General features: G+C 44.5%; 26 protein-coding genes. 12 read left to right on the top strand and 14 right to left on the bottom strand.

Translation table 11 applies throughout. The annotated features are described in order from the left end of the window. Window positions 1-118 precede the first annotated feature (118 nt). Both AAA942_RS15825 and AAA942_RS15820 read left to right on the top strand, forming a co-directional pair. Window positions 119-1048: a transporter gene (locus AAA942_RS15825; RefSeq protein WP_338221265.1), complete on the top strand. Its 930-nt coding sequence runs from the start codon at window positions 119-121 to the stop codon at window positions 1046-1048. Between the two features lie 11 nt (window positions 1049-1059). After that, a complete protein-coding gene (locus tag AAA942_RS15820) occupies window positions 1060-2604 on the top strand; it encodes a phosphatase PAP2 family protein (RefSeq protein WP_338221264.1) in 1545 nt (514 codons plus the stop codon). An 11-nt stretch (window positions 2605-2615) separates the two neighbouring features. Here the strand turns inward: AAA942_RS15820 and AAA942_RS15815 are convergent, their stop codons facing one another. Continuing rightward, window positions 2616-4250 carry a carbon starvation CstA family protein gene (locus AAA942_RS15815; protein WP_338221263.1) on the bottom strand — a complete coding sequence of 545 codons (1635 nt, stop codon included), beginning with the start codon at window positions 4248-4250 and terminating at the stop codon, window positions 2616-2618. Between the two features lie 212 nt (window positions 4251-4462). Here AAA942_RS15815 and accD point away from each other — a divergent pair, with 212 nt between their 5' ends. The 7 genes from accD (at window position 4463) to AAA942_RS15780 (ending at window position 11307) form a co-directional block, all read left to right on the top strand. Next, the gene (accD, locus tag AAA942_RS15810) at window positions 4463-5305 is read left to right on the top strand and encodes an acetyl-CoA carboxylase, carboxyltransferase subunit beta (RefSeq protein WP_338221262.1); all 843 of its coding nucleotides are present in this window, start codon (window positions 4463-4465) and stop codon (window positions 5303-5305) included. 135 nt (window positions 5306-5440) lie between these two features. Further along, window positions 5441-6742, top strand: coding sequence for an NADH:ubiquinone reductase (Na(+)-transporting) subunit F (gene nqrF, locus AAA942_RS15805; protein ID WP_338221261.1), 1302 nt, complete (start codon window positions 5441-5443; stop codon window positions 6740-6742). A gap of 80 nt (window positions 6743-6822) precedes the next feature. Beyond that, window positions 6823-7974 carry a formimidoylglutamase gene (locus tag AAA942_RS15800; RefSeq protein ID WP_338221260.1) on the top strand — a complete coding sequence of 384 codons (1152 nt, stop codon included), beginning with the start codon at window positions 6823-6825 and terminating at the stop codon, window positions 7972-7974. Continuing rightward, a complete protein-coding gene (locus tag AAA942_RS15795; protein ID WP_338221259.1) occupies window positions 7974-8201 on the top strand; it encodes a cytochrome b5 domain-containing protein in 228 nt (75 codons plus the stop codon). Before AAA942_RS15800 ends, AAA942_RS15795 begins: the two co-directional genes overlap by 1 nt. After that, window positions 8198-9040, top strand: a complete 843-nt coding sequence (locus AAA942_RS15790; RefSeq protein WP_338221258.1) for an N-acetylglucosamine kinase — start codon at window positions 8198-8200, stop codon at window positions 9038-9040. Before AAA942_RS15795 ends, AAA942_RS15790 begins: the two co-directional genes overlap by 4 nt. Continuing rightward, on the top strand, window positions 9037-9852 hold the full coding sequence (gene murQ, locus AAA942_RS15785; RefSeq protein WP_338221257.1) for an N-acetylmuramic acid 6-phosphate etherase: 816 nt from the start codon (window positions 9037-9039) through the stop codon (window positions 9850-9852). Before AAA942_RS15790 ends, murQ begins: the two co-directional genes overlap by 4 nt. Window positions 9853-9972: 120 nt before the next feature. Then, complete coding sequence (locus AAA942_RS15780; protein WP_338221256.1) at window positions 9973-11307, top strand: pseudouridine synthase; 1335 nt, start codon at window positions 9973-9975, stop codon at window positions 11305-11307. A gap of 27 nt (window positions 11308-11334) precedes the next feature. Here the strand turns inward: AAA942_RS15780 and trxA are convergent, their stop codons facing one another. From trxA to AAA942_RS15730, 10 genes are all read right to left on the bottom strand, one after another. Then, window positions 11335-11640, bottom strand: a complete 306-nt coding sequence (trxA, locus tag AAA942_RS15775; RefSeq protein WP_338221255.1) for a thioredoxin — start codon at window positions 11638-11640, stop codon at window positions 11335-11337. A 206-nt stretch (window positions 11641-11846) separates the two neighbouring features. Continuing rightward, window positions 11847-12404, bottom strand: coding sequence for an OmpH family outer membrane protein (locus tag AAA942_RS15770; protein WP_338221254.1), 558 nt, complete (start codon window positions 12402-12404; stop codon window positions 11847-11849). A gap of 86 nt (window positions 12405-12490) precedes the next feature. After that, window positions 12491-13018, bottom strand: a complete 528-nt coding sequence (locus AAA942_RS15765) for an OmpH family outer membrane protein (RefSeq protein ID WP_338221253.1) — start codon at window positions 13016-13018, stop codon at window positions 12491-12493. 91 nt (window positions 13019-13109) lie between these two features. Beyond that, complete coding sequence (locus AAA942_RS15760; RefSeq protein ID WP_338221252.1) at window positions 13110-15809, bottom strand: BamA/OMP85 family outer membrane protein; 2700 nt, start codon at window positions 15807-15809, stop codon at window positions 13110-13112. Between the two features lie 7 nt (window positions 15810-15816). Further along, window positions 15817-16554 (bottom strand): isoprenyl transferase, encoded by a 738-nt coding sequence (locus AAA942_RS15755; protein ID WP_338221251.1) that lies wholly within the window; start codon window positions 16552-16554, stop codon window positions 15817-15819. Window positions 16555-16634: 80 nt separating this feature from the next. Further along, window positions 16635-17396, bottom strand: coding sequence for a type IX secretion system protein PorG (gene porG / locus AAA942_RS15750; protein WP_338221250.1), 762 nt, complete (start codon window positions 17394-17396; stop codon window positions 16635-16637). Window positions 17397-17487: 91 nt separating this feature from the next. Further along, window positions 17488-18363: an NAD kinase gene (locus AAA942_RS15745; protein ID WP_338221249.1), complete on the bottom strand. Its 876-nt coding sequence runs from the start codon at window positions 18361-18363 to the stop codon at window positions 17488-17490. 84 nt (window positions 18364-18447) lie between these two features. After that, window positions 18448-19113, bottom strand: coding sequence for a CBS domain-containing protein (locus AAA942_RS15740; RefSeq protein WP_338221248.1), 666 nt, complete (start codon window positions 19111-19113; stop codon window positions 18448-18450). 80 nt (window positions 19114-19193) lie between these two features. Further along, a complete protein-coding gene (gene chrA / locus AAA942_RS15735; protein ID WP_338221247.1) occupies window positions 19194-20393 on the bottom strand; it encodes a chromate efflux transporter in 1200 nt (399 codons plus the stop codon). Window position 20394: 1 nt separating this feature from the next. Beyond that, window positions 20395-21372, bottom strand: a complete 978-nt coding sequence (locus AAA942_RS15730; RefSeq protein ID WP_338221246.1) for an isopenicillin N synthase family dioxygenase — start codon at window positions 21370-21372, stop codon at window positions 20395-20397. A 78-nt stretch (window positions 21373-21450) separates the two neighbouring features. On the opposite strand from AAA942_RS15730, the gene AAA942_RS15725 reads away from it, so the two are divergent. The 3 genes from AAA942_RS15725 to AAA942_RS15715 are packed head-to-tail and all read left to right on the top strand — an operon-like array spanning window position 21451 to window position 24013. Then, window positions 21451-22221 carry a hypothetical protein gene (locus AAA942_RS15725; protein ID WP_338221245.1) on the top strand — a complete coding sequence of 257 codons (771 nt, stop codon included), beginning with the start codon at window positions 21451-21453 and terminating at the stop codon, window positions 22219-22221. A 38-nt stretch (window positions 22222-22259) separates the two neighbouring features. After that, complete coding sequence (gene serS, locus AAA942_RS15720) at window positions 22260-23531, top strand: serine--tRNA ligase (protein WP_338221244.1); 1272 nt, start codon at window positions 22260-22262, stop codon at window positions 23529-23531. 53 nt (window positions 23532-23584) lie between these two features. Then, window positions 23585-24013 carry a nuclear transport factor 2 family protein gene (locus AAA942_RS15715; RefSeq protein WP_338221243.1) on the top strand — a complete coding sequence of 143 codons (429 nt, stop codon included), beginning with the start codon at window positions 23585-23587 and terminating at the stop codon, window positions 24011-24013. Window position 24014: 1 nt separating this feature from the next. On the opposite strand, the gene coaE is transcribed toward AAA942_RS15715, so the two are convergent. From coaE to yajC, 3 genes are read right to left on the bottom strand one after another with little or no spacing between them, the layout of a single operon-like run. Then, complete coding sequence (gene coaE / locus AAA942_RS15710) at window positions 24015-24620, bottom strand: dephospho-CoA kinase (RefSeq protein ID WP_338221242.1); 606 nt, start codon at window positions 24618-24620, stop codon at window positions 24015-24017. Next, window positions 24610-25578, bottom strand: a complete 969-nt coding sequence (locus AAA942_RS15705; RefSeq protein ID WP_338221241.1) for a YbbR-like domain-containing protein — start codon at window positions 25576-25578, stop codon at window positions 24610-24612. The genes coaE and AAA942_RS15705 overlap by 11 nt, the downstream gene beginning before the upstream one ends. A gap of 7 nt (window positions 25579-25585) precedes the next feature. Beyond that, a complete protein-coding gene (yajC, locus tag AAA942_RS15700; RefSeq protein WP_338221240.1) occupies window positions 25586-25903 on the bottom strand; it encodes a preprotein translocase subunit YajC in 318 nt (105 codons plus the stop codon). Window positions 25904-25906 lie beyond the last annotated feature (3 nt).

The raw sequence follows: 25906 nt of genomic DNA, 5'->3' as shown, positions 1-25906 counted from the left end.
ACTCCTTAGGGCGGAGTGATTGGGTATGTACTTAATTTCAACTAAGCAGGAAATCCCAATGGCTTTGGGGCTTCCTGCTTGCCCTATTTTCCCTCTGTATACTATCAATTTTATTAGCATGAACTTCTATACCAAGTTCCTGAAAGGCTTTTTTTTGGCCTTTTTGGGACTATATACCTATACATTGGCCCAGTCCCCCACGGACGAGCTCATGATGCCCAAGCAGGAAATCTGCTTCTTGGGATATTATGAATACGGGCAATTTGACGAATATTGGGAAGGTTCCCTTCTCAGAACTAACGGTACCATCGCTACCGTACAGCGAAGAACAGCCTTGCTTATGGCGGCCTATGGATTGACGCCAAAGCTGAATCTATACGCAGGGCTTCCCTATGTTTCTACTAATTCCACCCTTCCAAACGGCGGGAAATTTGCCGGAACTCAAGGATTTCAAGATTATTCAATTGGGCTGAAGTACCAGTTTTTCCAAAGGAAAACTGAAGAAAATGAATTTTCGGCCTTTGCCTCCCTGAATTTTTCCAACCGTGCTTCCGATTACCTTTCGGATTATCAGCCCTATTCCCTTGGACTGGGCACTTTCCAGTTAGCCTGGAGAGGAATCCTTCATTACAAGCTGAAAAATGGTTTTTATGCCCGTGGATCCGGAGCTTTTGTATGGAAGGGCTACACCAAAGCGGAGCGTGAGTTCTATTACAACGACGGGAGCTACTTTACCCCATGGATGGATGTGCCTAATTCCTGGAATTACGAAGCTGTTTTGGGAAAGTGGTTTAAAGGGAATCTCCTTCGGGTGGAGCTCAGCTATATGGGGCAGCGCTCTACTTCGGGCGATGATATCCGGGCCTATAATGCTCCTCAACCTACCAATCGGGTAAATATGGACAGGCTGGGATTTTTCGCTCACTACTATTTTCCGAAGGTCAAAGGCTTGGGTGTTTTGGCTTCCTTTAATCAAGTGATCAGAGGAAAAAATGCCCCGAAAATGAACAGCCTGGGAACTGGAATCACCTATCAATTTGGACTTTAATCAGCAGATCAATGAAAATATCTATACTTAAAAACCTGATGGTTTTTGCAGCCGGTGCCCTGATTTTTTCCTGTAATATGGAATTGCCGACTCAGCTTGAGTTCGAAAGCTATGAATATGCCTCTCTGGATGAAAATGGGGGTAAGCTTAAGCCCATTTTGATTGCTCAGGGAGCAGATATACTTGTCCCAGTGCCTAGCGGGGAGACTTCTCCTGAATTTTTGAATGAAGTAGAAGAGGTGAAAAGAAGGATTGCATCGATGAACCAGGCGCAAAAGGAGAATGTCCTTCAATGGACCAACAATCCAGTAGTGAGGTGGAATGAAATAGCTTTGGAGTTGATAGCCAAATACAATCTCATTCCCGGTCCCAATCCTGATGGCACATACACTTTACCTGATCCTTCCAACCCTCAAGGCCCCCCTTCATTTCCCTTTGCCCATCCACCCTATGCGAGTAGGGCTTTGGCCTATCTTTCAGTAGCCCAGTATGATGGATTGATTTCTGCTTGGCATTATAAGTTTTTGTACAAAAGGCCAGCCCCCTATCAAGTAGATCGGGAGATTCCCCATGCCTATGTAGCACAAGCCATACCTGCTTATCCATCCAGTGGCGCAGTTTTGGCTCGGGTGTCTAGGGCTGTTTTATCGGTCATGTTTCCTCTGGAAGCGGATTATCTTGCCCAGAAAGAGCAGGAGCATCTCGAAGCCTTATTGCTCTCCGGCGAGAATGTCCCTAGTGATTTGGATGCCGGACAGATTATCGGGACCGAAATCGCATTCATCGCCTTACAAAGAGCATCCCAAGACGGGATGAAAAATGCCCAAACCAGTAAGGCGGTCTCAGATTCTATAGCCAATGCGGCATTTGAGCGATTTGGATGGAAGTGGATCAATCTTGAATCTCCCCAGCGCCCAGTCGGATTGACTCCTCTTTTTGGAAAAGTCCGTATGTGGAACGTCCCGAATGTAGAGGCTACCCGGCCTCCTGCACCTCCTGCCCCTGGAACTCCAGCCTTCGAGGAGGATGTAAGGATATTGAAAGAGTTTGCTGCCAACGTCACACCTGAGCGCAGGAGAATTGCTAATTTTTGGCAAGATGGATTGGGAACCTATACCCCTCCAGGACACTGGAATGACTTTGCAAACCGAAATATTGTGGAAAAAAAGTGGAATCCCCTTCGTTCTGCACGGGTACTAGCCTATTTGAATATGGCGATGATGGATGCTGGAATCAGCTGCTGGGATGCTAAATATTATTACCACTACCCCCGTCCCATTCAGCTGATTGATGGATTTGAGACCATAGCCGGTACTCCAAATTTTCCGGCCTACACTTCCGGTCATTCGGTTTTTTCGGCCTCAGGAGCAGAAGTATTGGCCTACTTTTTTCCAGACAAAGCCCGTCAATTCAGAGATTGGGCTGAGGAAGCGGCTATTTCACGGGTTTATGGTGGAATTCACTGGACATTTGATGCTACAGTAGGTACCCAACAGGGTAGAGATGTGGCTGAATACAGTATTCAGCGGGCCCAACAAGACGTAGCCAACCAATAAATTTTTGGAAGTCAAAGAACCTTTGCAGGTTCTTTGGCTTCTTGTTTTAAGCTCTTGAAGGCTAAGAAAATCAACGAAATCGCCAACACAAAAAGCAGGGCGGCGATCAGTGCCAGCACATAGCCTTTTTCCTGATAGTTTTTCCAGGCAAATAATCCCAAAGAGGCCAAAGTCACGGTAAACATGAAAAACATGGGAATCGTCACAAAGGTCGCGGGGATGTTTTTCTTGATCAGCCAAACAGCGATAGTCAAAAGGGCCAATGCAGCCAGAAGCTGATTGGCTGAGCCGAAAATCGGCCAAAGAGTAGAAAACTCCCCGGAAAGAAGCAAAAGCACGGATAGAATCACCACAATAAGGGTGGAGACATAGCGGTTTTTGGACAAAACTTTTGCAGCGGGCTGAGGCATATCCTCGAAATATTCCTGAAGGGTGAATCGAGCCAATCGAGTACATGTATCTAAGGTCGTCAATGCAAAAGCAGAAACGGTCAAGGCGACAAAGCCCACGGCGAATTGCTCAGGGACGCCTAATGTGGATATCATTCCTCCCAAACCCGTGGAAAAGAGGGATACAGGACCTTCTGTCCCCAATCGATCCACATATTCAGTGCGTGAAAGCACTACCACAGCCCCGACGGAGATGATGGCGAGAAAGGATTCGATCAGCATTCCACCAAATCCAACTACCTTGGCATCACTTTCTTTATCCAGCTGCTTGGAAGTGGTTCCTGATGCTACCAAGGAATGAAAACCCGAAATAGCTCCGCAGGCAATGGTCACGAACAGAACAGGAAAAAGATAGCCGAGATTCTGATCGGAGGTATGGATCTCTTGGCTCATTTCAATCTGTGGATTGGCTACGAAAACACCCAAAACCGCCGCCAGCATCATCCCATAGAGCAGATAGCTGTTTAGGTAATCTCTGGGTTGAAGGAGTAGAGAAACCGGAGTGACCGAAGCCAAAAAGGCATAGCCCAAAAGCAGAAGTATCCAAACCTCGTAGTCCAAGGCAAAAGGAAGCTGGGTACCGAGATAAACGAAGTAGTACATCAAAACCACTCCGATTACGGTGAGGATGATAAAAGGGATTGTCTTTTGTCCTACACTTCGATTGACTAACCCAAAGGCGATGGCCAAACCGATAAAAAGGATAGAAGCGGAGGCGACCCCTGGATTGGCTACGAAGGTTTTGGCAATGATATCGGAGAACACTCCAATGACCAAAATCAAAGTGGAAAAGGAGAAAAGGACAAACAACTGCTTTCCTTTGGGTCCGATTTGATTTCGGATAATGACCCCAATTGACTTTCCCTCTGTCCTCAGGGATGCCGCCATACTGCCCAAGTCATGGACCGCTCCGAAGAAAATGCCTCCGACCAAAATCCAGATGACAGCGGGTATCCAACCAAAAGTAACAGCGATAATTGGTCCCACAATTGGCCCTGCCCCTGCTATGGAAGCAAAATGATGGCCCAAAACCACGATGGGTTTGCTAGGCTCGTAGTCCACTCCATCCCTCAGCGTATGGGAAGGGGCTTTTCGGCTGTCACTCAGTCCAAATTTGTTGTAAACAAAGCGCCCATAAACGCGATAGGCGAGGATTAAAATAACAGCAGAAACTAGAAGGAGCAGAGATAAGCTCATGGTTATTTGGATAAGTGGTGGGGAGGCAGAGTCAAAATTTTGTTGATCCGAATACTTTCAAAATAATGTAAAATTAATGTCTTGAAAAAGTCATTTTACAGAAGGGATTCTTTTCCGGTCTGATGCCTTCTCTGGATTTTAATTTTAATTACCGGAGATAAGGTCTAAATTTGTAGCCTTTGACTCGTCAAAAAACAACCTAATATACCTCTATGGCTTGGTTTAAAAGAACTGATAAAGGCATCAAAACCTCTACTGCTGAGAAAAAAGATGCTCCCGACGGACTTTGGTTTAAGACTCCCAACGGAAATATTATCCATACCCGGGAGTTAAAAAACAACTCTTTTGTGTGCCCGGATGATGATTTTCATGTGAAAATCGGCTCCAAGGAATATTTTGAGATCATTTTCGACCAAAACAAATTCACCGAGATGGACAAAGACATGAAGTCCGGTGATCCGCTGAAATTTTCAGACACCAAGCCTTATTCCTCCCGTATCAAAGCAACCATCGAGAAGACCGAACTCAATGATGCCGTACGCACAGCCTATGGCAAAATGAATGGATTGGATATCGTAGTGGCCTGTATGGACTTTTCTTTTATCGGAGGCTCCATGGGTTCTGTGGTGGGAGAAAAGATTGCCCGAGCCATTGATCACTCCTTGAAGCACAAGGCTCCGTTTTTGATGATTTCCAAATCTGGTGGAGCTAGAATGATGGAAGCTGGGTTTTCTTTGATGCAGATGGCAAAAACTTCAGCAAAGTTAGCCCTCTTGGATCAGGCTGCTATTCCTTACATTTCGCTTTTGACTGACCCTACCACTGGTGGTGTCACGGCTTCCTATGCCATGTTGGGGGATTTCAATATTGCTGAGCCGGAAGCTTTGATCGGATTTGCAGGACCAAGAGTCATCCGGGAGACGATCGGAAAAGATCTTCCCAAAGGTTTTCAGAGTTCTGAATTTGTTTTGGAACACGGATTTCTTGATTTCATCATCGATAGGAGGCAGTTGAAATCAAGACTGACCACTTTGCTAAACCTCTTGAACAATTAATCAGTTATCTGAGTAAAAAGGATCTGAAAGCCAAGTCAAATTTGCCCGCATTTTTGGCCTGTTTTTCTGATTAATAAATATATTTGTGCACCCAAAAAAGGGGCTATTCCTAGGAAAAAGTAAAACAAAAATTTCATGGGTTCTGTAATTATTACGTCCATTGTAGCATTCACGGTAATTATCCTGCTACTGGTACTTATCCTCCTTTTTGCCCAGTCCAAGCTGGTCAATACAGGCGATGTCAAAATCGTCATCAATGGTGACGAAAAAAATCCTGTCGTGACTTCCGCAGGTACTACCCTTCTTTCCACTTTGGGTAACCAAAAAATCTTCCTTCCATCAGCTTGTGGTGGAGGCGGTACTTGCGCCATGTGTAAGTGTGTGGTGGAAGAAGGTGGAGGCGATGTATTGCCCACCGAGGTAGGTCACCTCAGCCGTGCTGAGCAGCAAGGAAAAGTAAGATTGGCATGTCAGGTCAAAGTAAAGCAAGACATGAAAATCCGAGTGCCGGAAGAAATCTTCGGTATCAAGAAGTGGGAGTGTGAAGTAGTTTCCAACTACAACGTCTCCACCTTCATCAAAGAGTTCAAAGTGAAATTGCCTGAAGGCGAAACACTTGACTTTGAATCCGGTGGATACATCCAAATCGACGTTCCTGCGATCACTGTAAACTTCAAAGACATTGATATCACTCCACATCCTGAATTGGGTCACCCTAATGATGTGTACAAGAGTGATTGGGATAAATTTGGTTTGTGGAGCTTGGTAATGAAAAATGATGAGCCTCTCTTCAGAGCTTATTCTATGGCCAACCACCCTGCTGAAGGTAACATCATCATGTTGACCATCCGTATTGCTACTCCACCTTGGGATAGAGCAAACAACAGATGGATGGACGTGAACCCGGGAGTATGTTCTTCCTATGTGTTCTCCAGAAAGCCGGGTGACAAAGTGACTATCTCAGGTCCATACGGAGAATTCCACATCAACCCAACCGAAAGAGAGATGATCTACATCGGTGGTGGTGCAGGTATGGCTCCGTTAAGATCTCATATCTTCCACCTTTTCCATACTGAAAAGACCGGAAGAAAAGTATCCTACTGGTATGGAGGTAGATCCAAAAAAGAACTCTTCTATGTACCTCATTTCCGGGATATCGAAAAAGACTTCCCTAACTTCCAATTCCACATTGGACTTTCCGAACCACTTCCTGAGGATAACTGGAATGTGAAAAAATCTTTGGACGGAGAAGGTGATGGTTACATCGGATTCATTCACCAGGTTCTTTATGACAATTATCTGAAGAATCATCCTGAGCCAGACGAGGTAGAATATTACCTTTGTGGACCTCCTTTGATGAATGCTGCGGTGCTCAAATTGCTGGATGATATGGGTATCCCTAAAGAGAATATCCGATTTGATGATTTCGGAGGATAAACAAAAAATAAAATCCCGCTCAGGCGGGATTTTTTAGTTTAGTACCATTTTTGTTTACTTTGATCTGAGATCACCGATACATGAATATTCACTCTTTTTTTGAACCCGTCGCTGAGTATCTTCTGGAGAAAAGCTATTCTGAAAACTCCTTTTTCCATCAAATACATATCCATGGAGAAAAATTTCCTGATCTGAAAGGTATTCAGATTGCCTTTGTCGGCCTCAGGGAAAGCAGGGGAACAGCCAAAGCCGAAAGCGTCTCAAGGGGAAGTACTGAAATCCGGGAAAAGCTGTACGAACTCAAGAAGGGTTTGGCTCCTTATCGAATGGCTGATTTGGGGGATATTATTTCGGGAGAAACGCTAAATGATACCTATCAGGCTATTCGGCAGGTGGGAGAGTACTTGATGAAGCAGCAGATCCTTCCCGTTTTCTTTGGAGGCACCCATGATTTGGATTTTGGGCAGTATTTGGCTTATCAGAAGTTAAAAAAGCTGGTCAACCTAGTCACTGTTGATGCCAAAGTGGACATGGAGGAGCAGGGTCCGGAAGACACCCGACATACTCAGGAGATCGTCCTTCATCAACCCAATTTTCTTTTTTCCTACTCTCACTTAGCCTATCAGAGCTTTTTGGTCGATCCTACGCTGATCAATGTCATGGAGAAATTGTACTTTGATCATTTACGCTTGGGCCAGCTGAGAGATGGATTCAAGGAAGTGGAGCCCTTGGTTCGGGATGCGGATTTGTTGAGCTTTGATCTCAGTGCGATCCAATCGGCCGATGCTCCCGGGGCGGTGGATGCCCAGCCTTTTGGTCTATCAGGTGAAGAAGCTTGTCAGATTTGCTGGTTTGCAGGGACCAATGAGAAATTGAGCTCTTTCGGGCTCTTTGGCTATGATCCTTATTTCGATGATGCTGCCAATAAGACGGCCAAAGTAGCGGCAGTGATGATCTGGTATTTCGTAGAAGGCTTTTACAATAGAAAAGACAGCCTTTCTTTCAAAAGCACGGATTATATCAAGTACACCGTCTCTTTAGACACCAAGCCCAATACCCTCGTTTTCTATAAAAGTAAAAAAAGCGGGAAATGGTGGATGGAAATCCCCCAAAATGAAATCCAGCGATTTGACCGGGTCAGTACCGTGCCATGCAGCTACTCTGATTATCAAATCGCCCAAAAAGGAGAAGTGCCCGAGCGCTGGATCAATGCACAAGTGAAGTTTTTTTGATGAAAAATTTCACCAAACAGCAGCTTGCCCTGAGAAATGGGCATGATAAACCCGAGATTTGGGTAGCCTACCGAGGAGTGATTTACGATGTGAGCTCTTCCAGGCTTTGGGCTAGAGGAAAACATTACGAACATTGGGCAGGGCAGGATTTGACTGAGGAGCTTAGGGATGCCCCACATACTGAAAAAGTTTTTGAAAAATTTCAGGCCATAGGTCTTCTCATATGATACTGATAGCAGATAGCGGTTCCAGTAAAACGGACTGGAGAATCATCCATAAGGATGGCAAGATAAGTCAACATCGTGGAGTGGGTTTTAATCCCTACTACATGACCTCTGAGGAAATGGCCCTGCAGTTGAGAGAAGATTTTCTGGTCAATGCGGAGGGTGAGATAGAGCAAGTGTTTTTTTATGGCGCAGGCTGCTCCGCTCCAGACCGAAAGGAAGAAGTCAAACAGGCGTTGCTTTCTGTGTTTCCTGATGTTGATGTGTCCATAGACCATGATTTGTCTGCGGCTGCCCGAGCGACTTGCGGGCATAAGCCGGGTATTGCCTGTATTCTGGGCACGGGCTCCAACAGCTGTGATTATGACGGGAAAGAGATCATTGATACCCGGCCTGCGGCAGGTTATATTTTGGGAGACGAAGGGGGAGGCGCTTTCATCGGAAAAAGGTTTCTCATCGATTTTATCCATGAAGAAATGCCCCAAAATATCAGAGAAGCGGCTATAGAGCGGTTTCACTTTTCTCAAAACATCATTCAGGATCATGTATATCGTCAGCCTTTTCCCAGTCGGTATATGGCCAGTTTCTGCAAATTCATTTCAGAGCATAAGTCGGACCCTTATTGCTATGGCCTATTTTATTCTTCCTTTATGGCATTCTTTGACAAGCATGTCTGCAAATACAAGGATTACCAAAATAAACCGGTCAACTTTGTAGGGTCTATCGCCTACTACAATGGGGATATCCTACGAAAAGCAGCACTAGATCGCGGCATCCAAGCCTCCATAATTATCGAAAATCCAATCGCAGGCTTAACCCTGTACCATCAAGAACTCCTATGAAAGTCACTGAAAGCAATTCTCTATACGATAACCTGGAAAAAATGGAGGTCGCACAACTCCTCCTGTCTATCAATGAAGAGGACCATAAAGTGGCCCCTGCAGTCAAAGGAAAGATTCCTGCCATTTCAGCCTTGGTTGAGCAGATTGTTCCAAGGATGCTGGAAGGCGGCCGTCTGTTTTATATCGGAGCAGGGACTAGTGGTCGTTTGGGGATTTTGGATGCTTCTGAATGTCCGCCAACCTACGGAGTACCTCATGATTGGGTCATCGGTTTGATTGCCGGGGGAGATGCTGCTATCCGGAAGGCAGTAGAAAATGCCGAGGATGACCCTGAACAGGCCTGGAAGGATATTCTGGAATATGGCTTTTCCGAGCTGGACACGGTGATTGGGATTGCCGCTTCGGGCACTACTCCCTATGTAATCGGAGGAGTAAAGCAAGCCAGGGAAAAGGGCTTGCTAACCGGTTGTATTACATGCAATCCAGACTCTCCGCTTTCTCAGGCAGTCGAGTACCCCATTGAAGTGGTCGTGGGTCCTGAATTTGTGACAGGAAGTACCCGGATGAAATCAGGAACTGCCCAGAAGCTGGTTCTCAATATGATATCCACTACAGTGATGATAAAGCTGGGCAGGGTCAAAGGAAACAAGATGGTAGATATGCAACTGTCCAATGCCAAGCTGGTGGATCGTGGGACCAAAATGATCATGGAGGCAACGGGTGTGTCATATGAAGTAGCTCAAGACCTTTTGCTTACACATGGTTCGGTGAGGAATGCTACAGCCTTTTTTTACAAGGAAGGGGAAAAGTAGAAAGATTTGAAAAGGCTCTGCAAATTAACCGAATTAGCTGTATCTTTGCGGCCTTATTAAATCACTGGATTTCAGTAATTTATTTCTAAAACCAAACTACAGCAGGGATGCTGCAAAACGATGAAAAAAAACAATCCTAGAAAACCATTTTTTAATTCAGAAAACCAAGATTCTGATTCTTCCCAATTCAAGAAAAAGTCTGAATTTTCTTCCAAAAAGACCGGGAAAGGGGATTTCCAAAAGAAGTCTTTCGACAAGCAGGAGCGGAAGTTTGATTCCAGACCGGATTTTGGAGATAAGCCAAAAGGTAGATTTTTTAAAGGAGAGGAGAAGTCAAGCCCTTTCAACAAAGAAGAAAAGAGACCTACTAGAGGAGGGAAATTCGAGAAGGACTTTGACTTTGGTGAACGAAAGCAATCAGGCAAAAAGTCATTTTCTCCCAAGTCCGATAGGCCCAAGCGGGAGGATTTTTCAGGCAAAAAGTTTGATAGGCGAAACGAAGAGCCTGAAAAGCCTTTTCGCAAGAACTTTTCCCAAGAAGGCCCGGAAAGGAAAGTGTACAAGGGAAGAGGAAAGGATGAAAAACCGAGATTTGAAATTAAGAGAGGGGAAAACTTCTCCGAAAAAGGTGAGGTTAAAAGAGGTTTTGGTAAAAATCGGCCCAGAAAGCAGGAATTGAATCCTGAAAGGCCGGAATACAACTTCAGTGATATTCCAGGCAAAAAATCCCAGGATGCAGGAGAAGACGGTCAAATTCGTCTGAATAAATACATCTCCAACTCAGGAATCTGCAGCCGTAGAGAAGCGGATGACTTGATTGCCAAAGGTATGGTCACGGTAAATGGAGAGGTCGTAACTGAACTGGGCAGGAAGGTAAAAAAGACGGATCGGGTGATTTTTCAGGGCAAGCGGATCAACCCCGAAAAGCCTGTTTATGTCCTGCTGAATAAGCCCAAGGATTTCATCACCACAACCAATGACCCTATGGAGCGTAAGACGGTGATGAATCTAGTAGCCAATGCCTGTGAGGAAAGGATTTTCCCTGTGGGTCGTCTGGATAGAAATACCACAGGTTTGCTTTTGTTTACCAATGATGGAGAGCTGGCAGCGAAACTTTCTCATCCATCCAACCAAATCAAGAAAATCTATCAGGTCACTCTGGATAAGCCCCTCACCCATAAGGATGAAGAGCAGATTTTGGAAGGTCTGACCTTGGAGGACGGAGATGTAAAAGTGGATGACATGCAGGTACTGTCCAAAGACCGGACAATTCTCGGTTTGGAGATTCATATTGGCCGAAACCGAATCGTCCGTAGACTCTTTGCCCATTTGGGATACGAGGTCACCGCTTTGGACCGGGTGATGTTTGCAGGCTTGGACAAAAAGGACCTGAAGCGCGGAAATTACCGATTCCTTACCGAGAAGGAAGTGATTCGATTGAAATATTATCTATAAAAAGAAAAGCTCCAATAGGAGCTTTTTTTATGCGAATCCCTTAAGCTGTTGGATCAAATCTCTTTTGGTCAGGATTCCGCCCTTTCTCCAGAGGATTTTGCCTCGCTTGAATAGGATGTAGTGTGGAATGGAGCGGATAGCAAACTGTTGACTGAGTTGGGGATGCTTGTCCACATTGATTTTGAGCAGTTTTATCTTTCCACCAAATTCGGCTAAGGCTTCCTCCAAGACCGGGTTCATGGTTTGACAGGGTCCGCACCAATCCGCATAAAAATCGACCAATACCGCATCCTGACTTTGGGTGATGATATCTTTTGGATTTTTCTTGGGCATTTTTAAAGGTTGAGGGTTAAAAGTTAAGAGTTATGGGTGTCTGTAAATGTCGAATTGTTGAACTGAGGAATTGATGAATTGAGAGTTAATTTTCATTGGTTATAGTCTTAGAATATGTTTTCTTCTCTCCAATTCAATTACATTTTACAAAGAAGAAGGCTGCCTTGGTAGAAAGCAGCCTTTGTAATTCGATCAAACTTTTGGAATTAGTTTCCGCTAGGAGCAGCTCCTGCTGGTCTCTGGGGCATCTGAAGGCCTAATTTGGCCAATACCAATTCAGTAAATTTATCTTCCTCTTTAGTATAAAGAAGAATTGGAGATTGTCCGGCAGTCTCAGCAAAGATGTGGGTGTAGTTGTTTTCAGCAGCTACGGCATTGATTGCATTGATGACTTTGGTCTGGACTGGCTCCAATAGCTCCTGAAGCTTTCGCTGATAGGATACTTGAGCGTCCTGTTCGTACTTCTGAAGATCCTGTTGCAGCTTGGTCAATTCAGCCTCTTTTGCGGCACGGGCATCATCGGTCATGGTTTGTGCGGCTTGCTGATACGCCTGAACCTGACGCTGAAAGTCATTGGCTTTGGTTTGGATATTGGTTTGAAGCTGGGTTTGGTAATCTTGAATGTCCGCACCGATTTGCTCCATTTCCGGCATCAAATCCATGATGAATTCCACGCTGGTATAACCGATTTTGATCTCTTGGGCCTGAGCCGCAAATCCCATGAATAGCAAGGCTACTGCAGATAGGATAACTTTTACTTTCATATTGTTCTGATTTGTTTTTGTACTTGTCTTTTTATTTTAAAAGAAGAGCTAGCATTTGGGAGCAGGGCTCTTTTTTCTTTTACTCACTAATTTTCATCTATTCCCAACTCCTCCAGGACAAATTCTGAATAATCATGTCTAGGGTCAGAGTAAATGATCGCAGAAGGTCCGGCAGCCTTATCAAAAAGCACGGCCAGGTTGTTTTTTCTGGAGACCCTTTCGATCGCATCGTAGATTTTCGATTGAAGGGGCTGCAGCAATTCTGCCTGCTTCTGATAGTAGACTCCGTTGATTCCGAAGATTCTGCTGTTGTATTCCTGCGAGGTCTTTTCCTTCGCCTTGATATCTGCCATCCGCTGTTGGTACATCTCTTCAGTGAGCAGTACCTCTTCAGCTTTTAGCTGAGTGTACATTTCTTTAATCTCCTGATCCAAACTTTGTGCCTCCTTTTTCCAGTCATTACTCAGCTTGGCGAGTTCGTCTTGGATGACTTTGTAGTCCGGGTGCTTGTTTAGGATAAATTCGGAATCGATGTAACCAAACTTTTGTGCCTTTAACTGGCTGCCAAAGAGCACAAAGAGCAGCAAAAGTACAATTTTCGGTGAGTTATTCATTTCTTCTGGAGTAAAATCAGAGCCTTAGTTTCCATGAAAATCGCAATTTTATTTTAGCATATTTTAACTAACGCTCCGATACTTAGAAAGATTATCTAAACTGCTGTCCGATTGTAAAGTGGAATTGTGGTCCACTTGCTGTTCTCTGTCCGGGTATAGGATCAAATCCATATCCCCAATCCACTCCCAGCAAACCGAAGGCAGGCATAAATATTCTGGCTCCTACACCTGCTGACTTTTTCAAATCGTAAGGATTAAAATCCTTGTAACTACCCCAGTTGTTTCCGGCTTCTGCAAACCCTAACAAGAAGATGGTGGCCGATGGATTAGGAGAAACCAAGAAACGGATTTCCATCACGTACTTGTTATAGACTACTCCACCATAAGGATCAGGATTTGCAGTGCCTCTTGTATCTCTACCAGGGGTGATACTTTGATTTTCATAACCTCTCAATCCAATGATTTCTTGACCCAAGGCAAAGTTATTGAAGGTCATTCCATCTCCACCCATTACAAATCTTTCCAAAGGTATGATGCCGATTTTATCCCCATAAGATCCCAAGAATCCCATATGCGCCCGGGCACTGGCTACCCATTTGGAAGATCCGAATATTGGCGTGTAGAAGGAAGCATCAAACATCCACTTGTGGTATTCCAGCCATGCGTATTTTTCCTGATCGGGAGATTCGGAAGTGATATTGTCATTCAGTGAGGCATAAGGCGGGGTGATATTGATCCCCAGAATTATGTTTGATCCCAATCGTGGATAGATGTTGTTATCCACGTTGTTTCTCGCAATGGTGGTGTTTAAGGTAACACTCTTGGAAGTACCCGTAGGATAGCTCAATCCAAAGGAAGTTCCAAATTGGTTGAACTCATAGTTTTGGAACTGAAGGGAATTACTGATGCTAAAGTAATCATCCGGCCAAGTGACACGCTTAGCCAGCCCCACGGTCACCCCTGTGATTTTGAAGAATCCAAGATCATCATTGACACCCGGATTTTGACTAAAGAAATCTACCTGTCTTTGGACTGAGTGGTTAAAGGAGAAGCTCAAAGCATTGGCTTTTTTACCTCCAAACCACGGCTCGGTCAGTGAGATGGAGTAGTTCTGGAAAGTACGCCCGTTGGCTTGGACTCTCAGGGAAAGCTTTTGTCCGTCTCCCACCGGAAGTGGGTCCCACTTATCGAAGTTGCCTATATTTCTGATGGAGAAGTTGTTGAAAGAAAGTCCAACTGTACCCACAAAGCCATAGAATCCACCCCAACCACCGGAGAGCTCGATTTGGTCATTGGGTCGCTCCTCCAGCTCAAATGTGATGTCCACCGTGGCATTCTCAAAGTTTGGCCGAAGATCCGGATTGATCTTTTCCGGGTCGAAATAGCCCAATGTGGAAAGTTCTCGAATGGTTCTCACCAATAGGCTTCGGTTAAACTTCTGCCCTGGAAGGATACGGATTTCCCTCATGACCACGTGGTCGGAAGTCCGTTCATTTCCTTTGATATTGACACTGTTGACCGTCACTTGAGGGCCTTCAAAGATCCGCATCTCCAGATCAATTGAGTCACCGGTCACATTGACTTCTACTGGCTCAATATTGAAGAAAAGATATCCATCGTCCTGATAGAGTGAACTTACGTCATCTCCTTTTTGGGGATCATAATTGAGTCTTTTCTGGAGCTTTTCCTTATCATAAACATCGCCTTTTTGTATGCCCAATTTGGCGAGAAGCACGGTGCTGGGATGGATGTAATTTCCGGTAAAGGTGATGTTGCGGTAGAAATACTTTCTCCCTTCTTCCACGTTGATATCGATATTGATTTTATCGTTGGAGAAGTTGTAGACAGAGTCTTCAATAATTTTTGCATCCCTGAAGCCCCGGCTATTGTAAAAGTTGATGACGTTGTCTTTGTCGTTACGGTATTCCTTGGGGATGTATTTGGACCCGTTCAGGAAGTTGAGTTTGAAGTTTTTGTGGATGTAGGAAGTAAAATCCTCTTTTGTGGCAGGTTCAGTGTGTAAAAGTGAGTTTTTCGCACTTTCCAAATTGGCATCAGTGAGTCGGGAATAGGCATCTTTGAAAATAGCCACTCTTGCATATTCCTTGGTCTTTTTCATTTTTCCCTTCAAAGCTCGATCAGCGATTTCATCATTTCCGTAGAATTGGATTTCGTTGATTTTGACCTTGGAGTTGATATTGATATCAAATCGGAGTTTGACACTGTTAGGTAAAGTGGTATCTCGGTCCTGATAGATTTTCACATCGGTATTGAGGTACCCCTTATCTAGGTAGTATTTTTCGATGTTTCTTTTGGCGGTATTCAGTACATCGTCCCTTACCACTCGCCCACGGATATTGACTTTGTCCCGAAGTTCGCTCTCCTGAGTTTTGTTGATTCCTTCAAATTCCACTCTGGAGAATCGGGGCCTTTCTGTCAAATCCAAAAGGAGATAGATGTCCTCTCCTTCTATTTTTGTGACTAGGATTTTTACATCTCCGATGATTCCCTGTCCCCAAAGTTTCTTTAGTGCATTGGAAATGGCGTCACCAGGGACATCAATCCGGTCGTCTACTTTCAATCCGGAAAGGGAAATGATAGCGATCTCATCCAATGTGGTTAGTCCTACCGCTTTGATTTCTGCTATGCGAAATTTTTGCGGCTTTGCATAGTTCAATTCCAGGATGTTGACAGCCCGTGGAGAGGTGTATCGGCTTTGTCCAAGCCGGATTTGGGCCATGGCCGAGACAGACCAGATCAAACAACAAAGAATAATTAAACCTCTTTTCATCAACAACTTATGGTTTTACTTGCTCACCGGTTTTGCCAAACCTACGTTCACGTTTCTGATAATCTTTCACTGCGGCATAAAGGTGTTCCATTCTGAAATCCGGCCAAAGTACAGGTGTAAAATATAGCTCTGTATAGGCCAGCTGCCAAAGGAGGAAGTTGCTGATTCTGTATTCACCACTCGTCCGAATCATTAGTTCCGGATCAGGAATTCCGGCTGTATCAAGATTACTTGCTACAGTCTCCTGAGTGATTTCTTCAGGTTTCAGCTCACCAGTTGAGATTTTTTGAGCAATGCGCCGGACGGCTTGAGTGAGTTCCCATTGGCCACTGTAGCTTAAAGCAAGAATAACTGTCAAACCGGTATTACGGGAAGTCTGTTCTTTTGCCTCCATGAGCTTATTGTAAGCGGATTTGGGAAGACTGTGTATATCACCGATCGCCTCCAGTCTGATGTTGTTTTTCATCATTAGGGAGATTTCATCGATGATGGTTTTTACTAGCAGCTCCATCAGAGCTCTTACTTCATCTTGGGGCCTGGACCAGTTTTCGGTAGAGAAGGAAAACAGGGTTAAATATTTTACTCCGAGGTCATCTGCACCTTCTATTGCGTCTTTTACAGCATGAATAGCATGCCGGTGTCCGAAAATTCTCATGGCTCCTTTCTTCTTGGCCCATCGGCCATTTCCGTCCATGATGATCGCAATATGTCGGGGGATATTAGTAAGGTCTAACTGTTCCTTCATTCCAATGCCTTGGGTACCTACTTTTTTGGAGGTACAAAAATGCTATTTCTTTTTTAATTATCAGCCTTTTGGTCCATTAATTAATACGCGTAGCACTTGACATTGGCAAAGGTGTAGGAGACGGTCAGGCCTAGGAAATAGTACCAGTCTTTGGTATTGGGGTTTCCGAAATTGATGATCTGAGAGGGGGTAGTACCTGTATTGGGATCGACTTCGGTATTGAGGAAAATCCCTGCCTTGGAATCGATTTTATCCAAATAATCCGTAAAGGTCGGTCTGAATCCCAGTTCTCCTGCCAGTGTCCATCGGTCATTCAAGCGGTATTTTACACCTCCACCAAATGGTATCACCGGAGAAGTAAGTTGGTAGTAATCTGCCGGAGTAAAGCGCTCAGCACTGGGTCGCCCTTTCATAGTGAAATAGGAAAAACCAATTCCAAAGAAGGCATACGGCGACCAACGGAACTCCGAATCATTGCGAAGGAAATCCAAGAAGTTGAATTCCATCACCGCAGAAGCCTCGATTACTCCACCTTTGAACCGGGCATCTCTGCTTTTTGCCACCAAATCCAAAGGTCTCACCTCATCATCTGCATGGAGAATAGCAGTACTCAAAGCCACCCGTAGTGTCCACACATTGTCAAAATTTCTCTTGCCAAACAACGTACCTTGAAATCCAATCTGGCCCAGATCAACTTTTCTAATGATATCCCCTGAATAGGTAGCGCCACCAATTCCTCCACCGATTTCGTATTTCTGAGCCATTGACTCTGAAATCCCCACAGTTAAGCTGATGAATAAAATGACTAAATATCTGAAAATGTTGGAATTGACCTTTTTCAAGACGATGCAAGTTAGAAAGGACTTAACGTTTAAAAAACGCAACAAAGTATTTAACGGGTTAATTAATGTTAAGCTCAAGGTCCTGAATGTTTCAGTTTCTCATATCAAATCCCCAATTCAACTTTTGTCGGAGTGTATCAAAGAAATGGTAATGAGGAAGTTTTACCAAATTTGCAGAAAAGGCCTCTTTTTTTACACTTAACTTAATATCCGAAGAAATTGAGGTAGATCGAGAATCCAAAGAAATCATGAATTTATCGGTTCTTCCTTCTATTTCAAAGCTAATTTCCGAATCATCAGAGACTATGATGGGGCGGACGTTAAGATTATGAGGGCTTACCGGGGTGATCACAAAGCTTTTTGCTCCCGGAGTGATCAATGGACCTCCACAACTCAGAGAATACCCTGTAGAACCAGTGGGAGTGGATACAATCAGCCCGTCTGCCCAATAGGAATTGAGATATTTGCCGTCAATATAGGTGTGGACGGTGATCATCGAAGAAGTATCCCGCTTGTGAATGGTAAATTCATTCAGGGCAAAATGGATCCCATTGAAGAACTTTCTGTTGCTCTGAAGACTTAATAAGACCCGGGATTCCAGTTGGAAATTGCCTTCAGCAAGATGTTCTACGGCTTCCTTTATTCGGTCAGTGGCTACTGTAGCCAAAAAACCCAATCTTCCTGTATTTAGTCCCAAAATTGGGATTTCATGTTGCCCTACTACACATACCGTGTCTAATAGTGTTCCGTCTCCTCCAATTGAGATAAAAAAGTCCATAGAGGCAATTTCCTCTTGGGTTTCCAATACCCAATAGCTCAGCCGCTGATTCCCGTTCATTTTCATCAGCCGGTCAAATGTCTCGGTCGCAAAAATCTCAAACTCATGTTTGATCAGTTCATCAAAGAGCAGTTCGACTTCTGAGAAATATTCAGCCTTCAGTGCCAGGCCGTGCAGGGCGACTTTCATTGGATACTGGGTATTCTATGGATTCAGGGTAAATCAGACAGGGAAATAAGTATTTGCTTAGGTCCCAATAAGAAGATTCACAGATCAAATATCTAAAAATCTCAACAAGTTGCCGATTCGGTCCTCATCAGCACTGATTCCGGTCTCTTCCTGAAAATGATCAATTACCCGATACCCGAACCTTTCCAATGTGGCTTTCACGTGCTTGAGGTCCGGCTTATCCAGTTTCAGGGTAAGCTTGATCTTGTTTTCATCCAAAGGATCTGAAGTGATGAATGAGCTCAATACTTTGGTGTTTTCAGATTCGATCAACCGGCAGATTTCCGATAGGTGGTAGTCTGACATTTCCATGGAGAGAATCAAAACTCCTCCTTGAGATTTGATGGAAAGGCTGTCAGCAAAAGCCGCAATGGCATCCTCCATGGTAATCACCCCGAGATAGGTGTTTTCCCGATCCAATACTGCCACCAGATTGGAGTGTTCGTCTGCCGATACTCTCAATACATCATAGATGTGCTTGTCTGAATATACCCAACAGGCCCCGGATACAACTTCCACTTTGCTGATTAAGACCTCAGGGTCATTAATCTCAAAAATGATTTCATCACTTACGAAGCCCAAAAACTTACCCTCATCCACGACCGGAAGCGCATCTGTCCGGATCTCCTCCATCCAGTTCAATGCCATACCGGCCCGATCTGAAAGTTTCAGGGGTGGAATGAGACTGTTGATAAATTCGTAGGCTTGCATGAAAGAAAGTTAAGAATTGAATTCAGAAGTAAAAACGTCCGAGGATAGTTTTCTGTTCAATTCTCCGGGTTTTTTGGGTCTCAAGTCAGAAAATAATTGGCCAGAATACCCAAAATTACTCCACCTAGAATGATTACCGGTGAAGAAACCTTAGAAAACTGCAAAAGTCCATAGGTTCCCAAAATGAATATAATATTGATTCCATTGGCTTCCAGAGGCTCAAAAAGCAAATAGGCCGCGGCAATGAGCATTCCACAGGATACGGCGTTGACTCCTTCCAAAGCTGCCCTTACTGGGCGATAAAGCTTCAGTTGATCCCAAAATCGAATCACAAAAAAGATCAGAAATATTCCGGGAAGAAAAATCCCTGCAGCTGCGACAAGCCCGCCCATGAGAAATCCAAAAGTCCCAAACTCCCGCATTGACAGAGCTCCAATATAGGAGGATATGGCAAATGTGGGCCCGGGTACTCCCTGTGAAATAGCATAGCCGGTCAGAAATTCCTCTGAGCTCAGGAAATGCTTAAAATCCACAAATTCAGTGTAGAGATAGGGAACCAGCACCTGTCCCCCGCCAAAAATCAAACTCCCGTTCCGATAGAAATTCTCAAAAAGCAACAAAGGTTGCCATTTAGTGATGGCCCCTGCCACCGCTGCTAAGATCAGTACTCCGCCCCAAAGGTAAAAGTTAGCCCATTTGACGGAGAAGGATTTGTCTTCCTCCGATTTGGGTTGGCTTTTGTATTTCATTGAGGTGCTTAATCCCCCCAGCACTAGCATGATGGGGAAAATGTATGGTGAGCTGTAGAAAAAAGCGACAAAAGCAGAAATCAGCATCAGGATCATAGCCTCTGTGCTTTTCACCATTTTGCTAATCGTTTTTTGCGCAGCAAAAATGATAAATCCTATAGCCATGGGCTGAATGAATCGGGCAAAATTCAGTGCTCCGGGGGTATTTTCCTGGAGAAAATTGATCAGCAAGGCCGCTGAAGTCATGATCAGAGTAGCCGGAAGAATCCAAACGATTAAGGCCAAATATGCTAAATTCGGTCCCCCCACACGGAAACCAATCGCAGAAACCAGCTGTGTAGAAGAAGGGCCCGGCAGCATGTTGCACAGGGCATTGAGCTCCCATAGTTCCTCCTCGGAGATATAGCCTCTAGACTTGACCATGCGCTCGAGCAACATCGCCAAAAAAGCCTGAGGTCCTCCAAAGGAAGTCAGGGACAGGATCAGAATGTCCTTGAGGAAAACAAGATATCGGACCCTTCGTACCGACATCTTATTTTCTGAGACCCAGCTCTCTTAGTCTTTCTTCCAAAAACTCTCCGGCCGTAGCATCGGTAAATTGCTTTGGATTGGCTTTATCGATACAGCTTTCCAGACAGGTTAGATCCATTTCTGAGCGGGGATGCATGAAAAATGGGATAGAGTAGCGGCTGGTGTTCATTTTGTCCCGTGGAGGATTTACTACCCGGTGGATGGTGGACTTCAGCTTCTTATTGGTCAGACGCTCCAGCATATCGCCTACATTGACCACAAGCTGATCCGGTAGGGCAGTAATTGGAATCCATTTTCCGTCTTTTCTCAATACTTGCAAGCCGTCTGCACTTGCCCCCATGAGTAGAGTAATCAAGTTGATATCTCCATGCTCAGCAGCTCTCACTGCATCGGCAGGTACTTCATCCGGATTTTCGATTGGGAAATAATGGATCTGACGAAGGATAGAATTGCCATAAGCTACTTTATCCTCAAAATAGTCTTCAGGAAGCTCCAAATTTAGTGCAATCGCCTTTAACATTTCCTTACCTGCATTTTCCAGGGTTCTGAAGGCCTCCAAGGCATCCTGCTTGAATTGAGGGATTTCCTTTGGCCAAAGATTGGCGGGATATTCCCCTTTAACTGGATCTTCGTCCGGAATAGCTTCCAATTCTTGTCCTACATGGTAGAATTCTTTCAAATCACCCGTATTTCTTCCTTTGGCATGTTCCTTTCCTTTTCCGGTGTAGCCTCTTTGATACCCAATTTCAGGTTTTTGGTATTGGGTTTTTACCTCATCGGGAAGGGCAAAGAAATCTTTGATGGATTGATAAAGCCGATCCTGAAGATCTTGGGATAGGCCATGATTTTTTATGGCTACAAAGCCGATATTCTGATAAGCTTCGCCCAGCTTTTTTACAAAGTTCATCTTTTGCTCAGGGTTGCCTGAGGTAAAATGAGCAAGGTCTAAGCTTGGGATCTCGTCGAAAAGGATTTCCATTGTGGAATTGGGTTTAATTGGGGTTCAACTAGAATTGTCCAAAAATAAATATCTTTAGACTCAATACTTACTCTTTGTATGAACAAATTCCCTGTATTCCTCCTGCTTTTGGTCTTGGGTTGGTTTTCCTGCAATCCTGATAAGAAAAGAATCAATGAAAAAGTAATTTCGGCCGAGCAGGATTCAGTTCAGCAAGTTGAGGCTGTTTCCCCTGTGACCTTTTTTCAGTTGGAAGATTCTGCTGCATTTCCGGATGCCATTTTGGAATTATATACTCCATTAGGCAATCAGGTTTTCAGACCGGGAAAAGTTCCTTTTGAGTTCAATGTCAAAAACTTTCCCATTTACGAAGCCGAGATCCGGACCCCAAGACTTTTCAATATCATCAACGGGGGAGATCCTGTGGGTCACCTTTCTCCTATTTTTCAAAAGGAATTGGCCGAAGGGACATACAGGGTAGTGGGATATTTGGTGGATGAGCAAGGATTAGCCTTAAAAAGCTTTGGGAATTACGTGGATAGAGATTTCTTGGTAGGTGAGTCCAGACCTTTTCCGTATTCAGCCGAACCCTATTTGGCACTAAATCTTCCCAGGAATGCTCAAAATGTACCCTTAGGCGAAGAATTGATTATTGATTTTCTTGTTTTGGGAGGCGATATGAAGTTGGATGGCTTGATAGTGCAGGTGGAAATCAATGATTGGAGCTACGAAATAGATCACATGGCCCCGATTTTGGTTGAAAATCTTCCTGTAGGTGACTATCAGGTCAAGGTCAAACTCCTCAGAAAGGATGGAAAAGAACTCGAAGGACCTTTCTCTTTTGTCACCAAGTCGGTCTTTGTTCGATAAGTCCTTATCTTTGCCGACAGATTTAAACCTCCATTTTCATGCTTTTAGTCAATCAAATCCGGGAGAACTATTCTACCTTTCTGGCCAGTTTGCAGAAAAGAAATATCCCCAATGCCCAAGAGCTTTTGGATCAGGCCATTGCTTTGGATGATCGGAGAAAGTCCAGCCAAACCGAACGAGATCAGCTTCAGGCAGAGGCAAATGCCCTGTCCAAATCGATAGGACAGCTGATGAAAGAGGGGAAAAAAGAGGAAGCTGAAGCCGCAAAAGCAAAAACTGGCGAAATCAAATCCCAAATCAAAGGGCTGGAAGAAGAAAACTCCCTAGCGGAAGAAAGTCTCAAAGCCCTGCTATATACCATCCCCAATGTGCCTCATTCCAGTGTGCCTGCCGGAAAAAGTGCTGAGGACAACGAAATTGTATTGGAGCATGGAAGCATTCCTTTTCTGTTTGAGGGCAAGTTGCCGCATTGGGAACTGATCAAAAAGTATGACATCATTGACTTTGATCTGGGAGTGAAAATTACCGGGGCAGGTTTTCCTGTCTACAAAGGAAAAGGGGCTCGTTTGCAGCGGGCATTGATCAATTTTTTCCTGGATGAAGCCTTAAAGGCAGGTTTTGTGGAGGTGCAGCCCCCCATTCTGGTCAATGAAGATTCGGGATATGGTACAGGTCAGCTACCGGACAAGGAGGGGCAGATGTATCATGCCACTGCAGATAATTTGTATCTGATCCCTACCGCCGAGGTTCCTATCACCAATTTGTACCGGGATGTGATTCTTTCAGAAGAGGACTTGCCCATTCGGAATGTGGGATATACGCCATGTTTTCGTAGGGAAGCAGGCAGCTGGGGAGCGCACGTGAGAGGTCTGAACAGACTTCATCAGTTTGACAAAGTAGAGATTGTACAAATCACCCACCCGGATAATTCGTACCAAGCCTTGGAAGAAATGAGTGCCTATGTACAAGGGCTTTTGCAAAAATTGGAGCTTCCTTATCGGGTGCTCAGGCTTTGTGGAGGGGATATGGGCTTTACTTCGGCTTTGACTTACGACATGGAAGTCTTCTCTGCTGCACAGGAAAGATGGCTGGAAGTAAGTTCGGTTTCCAACTTTGAGACCTATCAGACCAATCGCTTGAAATTGAGATTCAAGGGCGAGGACAAAAAGACCCAATTGGCTCATTCTCTCAATGGATCTGCCCTTGCCTTGCCAAGAATTGTGGCATCCATTCTGGAAAACAACCAAATACCGGAGGGCATTCTGATGCCGAAGGTTTTGATCCCTTACTTGGGATTTGATAAAATCTAAATCATATAAAACCGTCAGCAATGGCGGTTTTTTCTTTTTCTATTCCAAAAATCATGAAAATACACTTGCTACTTATTTTGGTATTTCTACCTCTTTTTTCCTTTGCTCAATCCCAAGCCGAGGAGGAAAAAGCCATTGCCAATACCATTCAATTATACTTCGATGGGATGATGGAACGAGATGCCTCCAAGCTGGAAGAAGCTTTTCTACCGGATGCACGACTGATCGGCTACAGAGGAGATCAGCTTTTTGTCACGCCTTTTGCGGAGTGGAAAGCAGGTACTGCCAAGGGAAGCCCAAGAAATCCTGAAGAGTACAGGAATGAATTGAAAAATATCAAGATTGTCGGAGAAATGGCCTTGGCAGAGACAGAGCTCTTCTGGCCGGGAATCTATTATTATGACTATCTCACCCTACTAAAGGTGGAGGGAAAGTGGAAAATAGTCCACAAAAGCTGGTGGGAAAGGCCGCTGGAAAAGTAAATCAGGACAGATGGAGAAGTTTCTGATGAATCTCCAGTACTTGAGGAATCAGTAGTTTGTTTTCTGCATTTTTGATCACAAAGTCAGCCAGCTCATTTTTCTTTTCATCGGGTAGTTGCTGATCGATGATGCTGTTGATCTGTGCCTCCGAGCGATGTGGGTCTCTCATTAGTACTCGGGCTACCCGGACTTTGAGAGGAGAGCTCACATTGATTAATTTATCCAACTGGCTTGCTGAGCCTGTTTCGAAAAGAAGAGCTGCTTCTTTGAGCACATAAGGAGCCATTTGTTCCTTGGTCCACTTTTCAAAGTCCAGACCAACTGCAGGATGAACCAAAGCATTTATTTTTTTAACCTTCTCAGGGTCCGAAAAGACTTGATCTGCAAGATATTTCCGATTCAAAGTCCCTTCTTGGGTGTATGCCTCCTGACCAAATTCCTCAGCAATTTTGAGTTTTAGATCGGAATCATGCTCCATTAGCCACTTGGCCCGATCATCTGCCGAATAAACAGGGATCCCCAAAAGGCCAAAAATGCGGCAGACCGTGGATTTTCCGGATCCGATCCCGCCGGTTATTCCCACCTTCAGTGCAGGTTTATTGTCCATATTTCAGGCGGATTAGCTCGGGATTTACTTTGATGTCCTTGATGTATTTGGGCGAAGGGGAGACTTGAATGGTGAGGGTGCTGTCAGATCGGTTTCTTTTGGAATAGTCCAAAATGGCCTCGAATTCCAGTTCCTTGAGTTCGTCGACAAAGCGCTCGTCGACCAAGTAGGTCATGACTGGAGTGATTTCTTCGTCTTCGAGGGAAACCGTTCTTGGGAAATTGATTTTTTTGACTTTCAGCCGCTTGTTGCCTTCCAGGAAATTCACAACATCAAAAGACACCTTGATTTCTTGGATTTCTAGCTCCACAAAATCGGCCAAGGATTTGTCCAGCGAAAGGTCGACTACACCCGAGAAGTTTTCATCCAGGTTTTTCTGGTCCAATTGGACTGGAAAATATCCCTCATAAAGCTCGATGACGGAGCTCGGACCTTTTACTGTGATGGATTTTGGCTCAAAATCTATATCCCCTTCAATGATGGCATTTTTTGCCAAGGTGTAGGAGGCAGAGTCCAGTTTTGGGATCAGAGCGATCGTCTCGATGCGATCAATTTGATAAGGGATAGAGTCTTCTAATAGTCCGATCAGCTGAGTAGGAGTAAGAAACTCTCCAAGGGATCGTTTCAAGTCTGAAGTTAATAGGAATTTTCTCTCGGCCGGATTAGCTAAAGGAATGGGGTAGGGGGGCTCGTTCAGATTGAAGTATTTTCTCAACAAATCCCAACCATTGCCGGTAATCTGAATCTGAATGCTTTTTGGGAGCGGTTTTACAGGGTAATACCGTTCCGTGTCGTATTCCCAAGCGATAGGGTAATCGACAATAGTGGTGTAATTGTCCTTGTTCAGGGCATTTAAAATCCAAAAAGTGGTAGCTGCAAGAATGCAGAGAACTACCACTTTTAGATTAGAGAGTTTTCGGGAAGAAATCCTGCGTGAGGATTTTTTGGTATCCGGCAAAGCTCGATTATTTGGTTGAAGCTGTTTTTTTGGAGAAGTCGAGCGAAATAGCGGATTTTTCCACTTTAACTTTGAGTCCTCGGTCCAGTTCGATGTAGACTACATCGCCTTCAACACTGCTTACCTTGCCGTGTATACCACCGATTGTGACCACTTCATCTCCTTTTTTTATTTCTTCGATAAACTTCTTGGTCTCTTTCTGTTTTTTCTGCTGAGGTCTGATCATGAAAAAGTACATGATCAAAATGATGGAACCAAAGAGAAAAACCTGCCCAAGAATGCCAGCCCCTCCTGCAGGAGCCTGAGCTAAGATGTAATTCAGCATGTG

The sequence above is a fragment of the Algoriphagus sp. oki45 genome, from assembly GCF_036245605.1.
Taxonomy (GTDB): Bacteria; Bacteroidota; Bacteroidia; order Cytophagales; family Cyclobacteriaceae; genus Algoriphagus.
The sequence above is the reverse complement of the archived record's forward strand: the minus strand, read 5'-3'. Positions and strand labels throughout refer to the sequence as shown.

Excerpts from the sequence above, each read along its gene's own strand:
- AAA942_RS15770 (WP_338221254.1), bottom strand. The coding sequence starts at position 12,404 with ATGAAAGTAAAAGTTATCCTATCTGCAGTAGCCTTGCTATTCATGGGA.
- trxA (WP_338221255.1), bottom strand. The coding sequence starts at position 11,640 with ATGCCCAAGAAAAATCCAAAAGATATCATCACCCAAAGTCAGGATGCG.
- AAA942_RS15795 (WP_338221259.1), top strand. The coding sequence starts at position 7,974 with ATGAAAAATTTCACCAAACAGCAGCTTGCCCTGAGAAATGGGCATGAT.
- AAA942_RS15825 (WP_338221265.1), top strand. The coding sequence starts at position 119 with ATGAACTTCTATACCAAGTTCCTGAAAGGCTTTTTTTTGGCCTTTTTG.
- accD (WP_338221262.1), top strand. The coding sequence starts at position 4,463 with ATGGCTTGGTTTAAAAGAACTGATAAAGGCATCAAAACCTCTACTGCT.
- AAA942_RS15740 (WP_338221248.1), bottom strand. The coding sequence starts at position 19,113 with ATGCAAGCCTACGAATTTATCAACAGTCTCATTCCACCCCTGAAACTT.
- serS (WP_338221244.1), top strand. The coding sequence starts at position 22,260 with ATGCTTTTAGTCAATCAAATCCGGGAGAACTATTCTACCTTTCTGGCC.
- AAA942_RS15790 (WP_338221258.1), top strand. The coding sequence starts at position 8,198 with ATGATACTGATAGCAGATAGCGGTTCCAGTAAAACGGACTGGAGAATC.
- nqrF (WP_338221261.1), top strand. The coding sequence starts at position 5,441 with ATGGGTTCTGTAATTATTACGTCCATTGTAGCATTCACGGTAATTATC.
- AAA942_RS15725 (WP_338221245.1), top strand. The coding sequence starts at position 21,451 with ATGAACAAATTCCCTGTATTCCTCCTGCTTTTGGTCTTGGGTTGGTTT.
- AAA942_RS15815 (WP_338221263.1), bottom strand. The coding sequence starts at position 4,250 with ATGAGCTTATCTCTGCTCCTTCTAGTTTCTGCTGTTATTTTAATCCTC.
- yajC (WP_338221240.1), bottom strand. The coding sequence starts at position 25,903 with ATGCTGAATTACATCTTAGCTCAGGCTCCTGCAGGAGGGGCTGGCATT.
- AAA942_RS15715 (WP_338221243.1), top strand. The coding sequence starts at position 23,585 with ATGAAAATACACTTGCTACTTATTTTGGTATTTCTACCTCTTTTTTCC.
- AAA942_RS15730 (WP_338221246.1), bottom strand. The coding sequence starts at position 21,372 with ATGGAAATCCTTTTCGACGAGATCCCAAGCTTAGACCTTGCTCATTTT.
- AAA942_RS15780 (WP_338221256.1), top strand. The coding sequence starts at position 9,973 with ATGAAAAAAAACAATCCTAGAAAACCATTTTTTAATTCAGAAAACCAA.
- AAA942_RS15800 (WP_338221260.1), top strand. The coding sequence starts at position 6,823 with ATGAATATTCACTCTTTTTTTGAACCCGTCGCTGAGTATCTTCTGGAG.
- AAA942_RS15755 (WP_338221251.1), bottom strand. The coding sequence starts at position 16,554 with ATGAAGGAACAGTTAGACCTTACTAATATCCCCCGACATATTGCGATC.
- AAA942_RS15760 (WP_338221252.1), bottom strand. The coding sequence starts at position 15,809 with ATGAAAAGAGGTTTAATTATTCTTTGTTGTTTGATCTGGTCTGTCTCG.
- AAA942_RS15765 (WP_338221253.1), bottom strand. The coding sequence starts at position 13,018 with ATGAATAACTCACCGAAAATTGTACTTTTGCTGCTCTTTGTGCTCTTT.
- AAA942_RS15745 (WP_338221249.1), bottom strand. The coding sequence starts at position 18,363 with ATGAAAGTCGCCCTGCACGGCCTGGCACTGAAGGCTGAATATTTCTCA.
- chrA (WP_338221247.1), bottom strand. The coding sequence starts at position 20,393 with ATGTCGGTACGAAGGGTCCGATATCTTGTTTTCCTCAAGGACATTCTG.
- coaE (WP_338221242.1), bottom strand. The coding sequence starts at position 24,620 with ATGGACAATAAACCTGCACTGAAGGTGGGAATAACCGGCGGGATCGGA.
- AAA942_RS15820 (WP_338221264.1), top strand. The coding sequence starts at position 1,060 with ATGAAAATATCTATACTTAAAAACCTGATGGTTTTTGCAGCCGGTGCC.
- murQ (WP_338221257.1), top strand. The coding sequence starts at position 9,037 with ATGAAAGTCACTGAAAGCAATTCTCTATACGATAACCTGGAAAAAATG.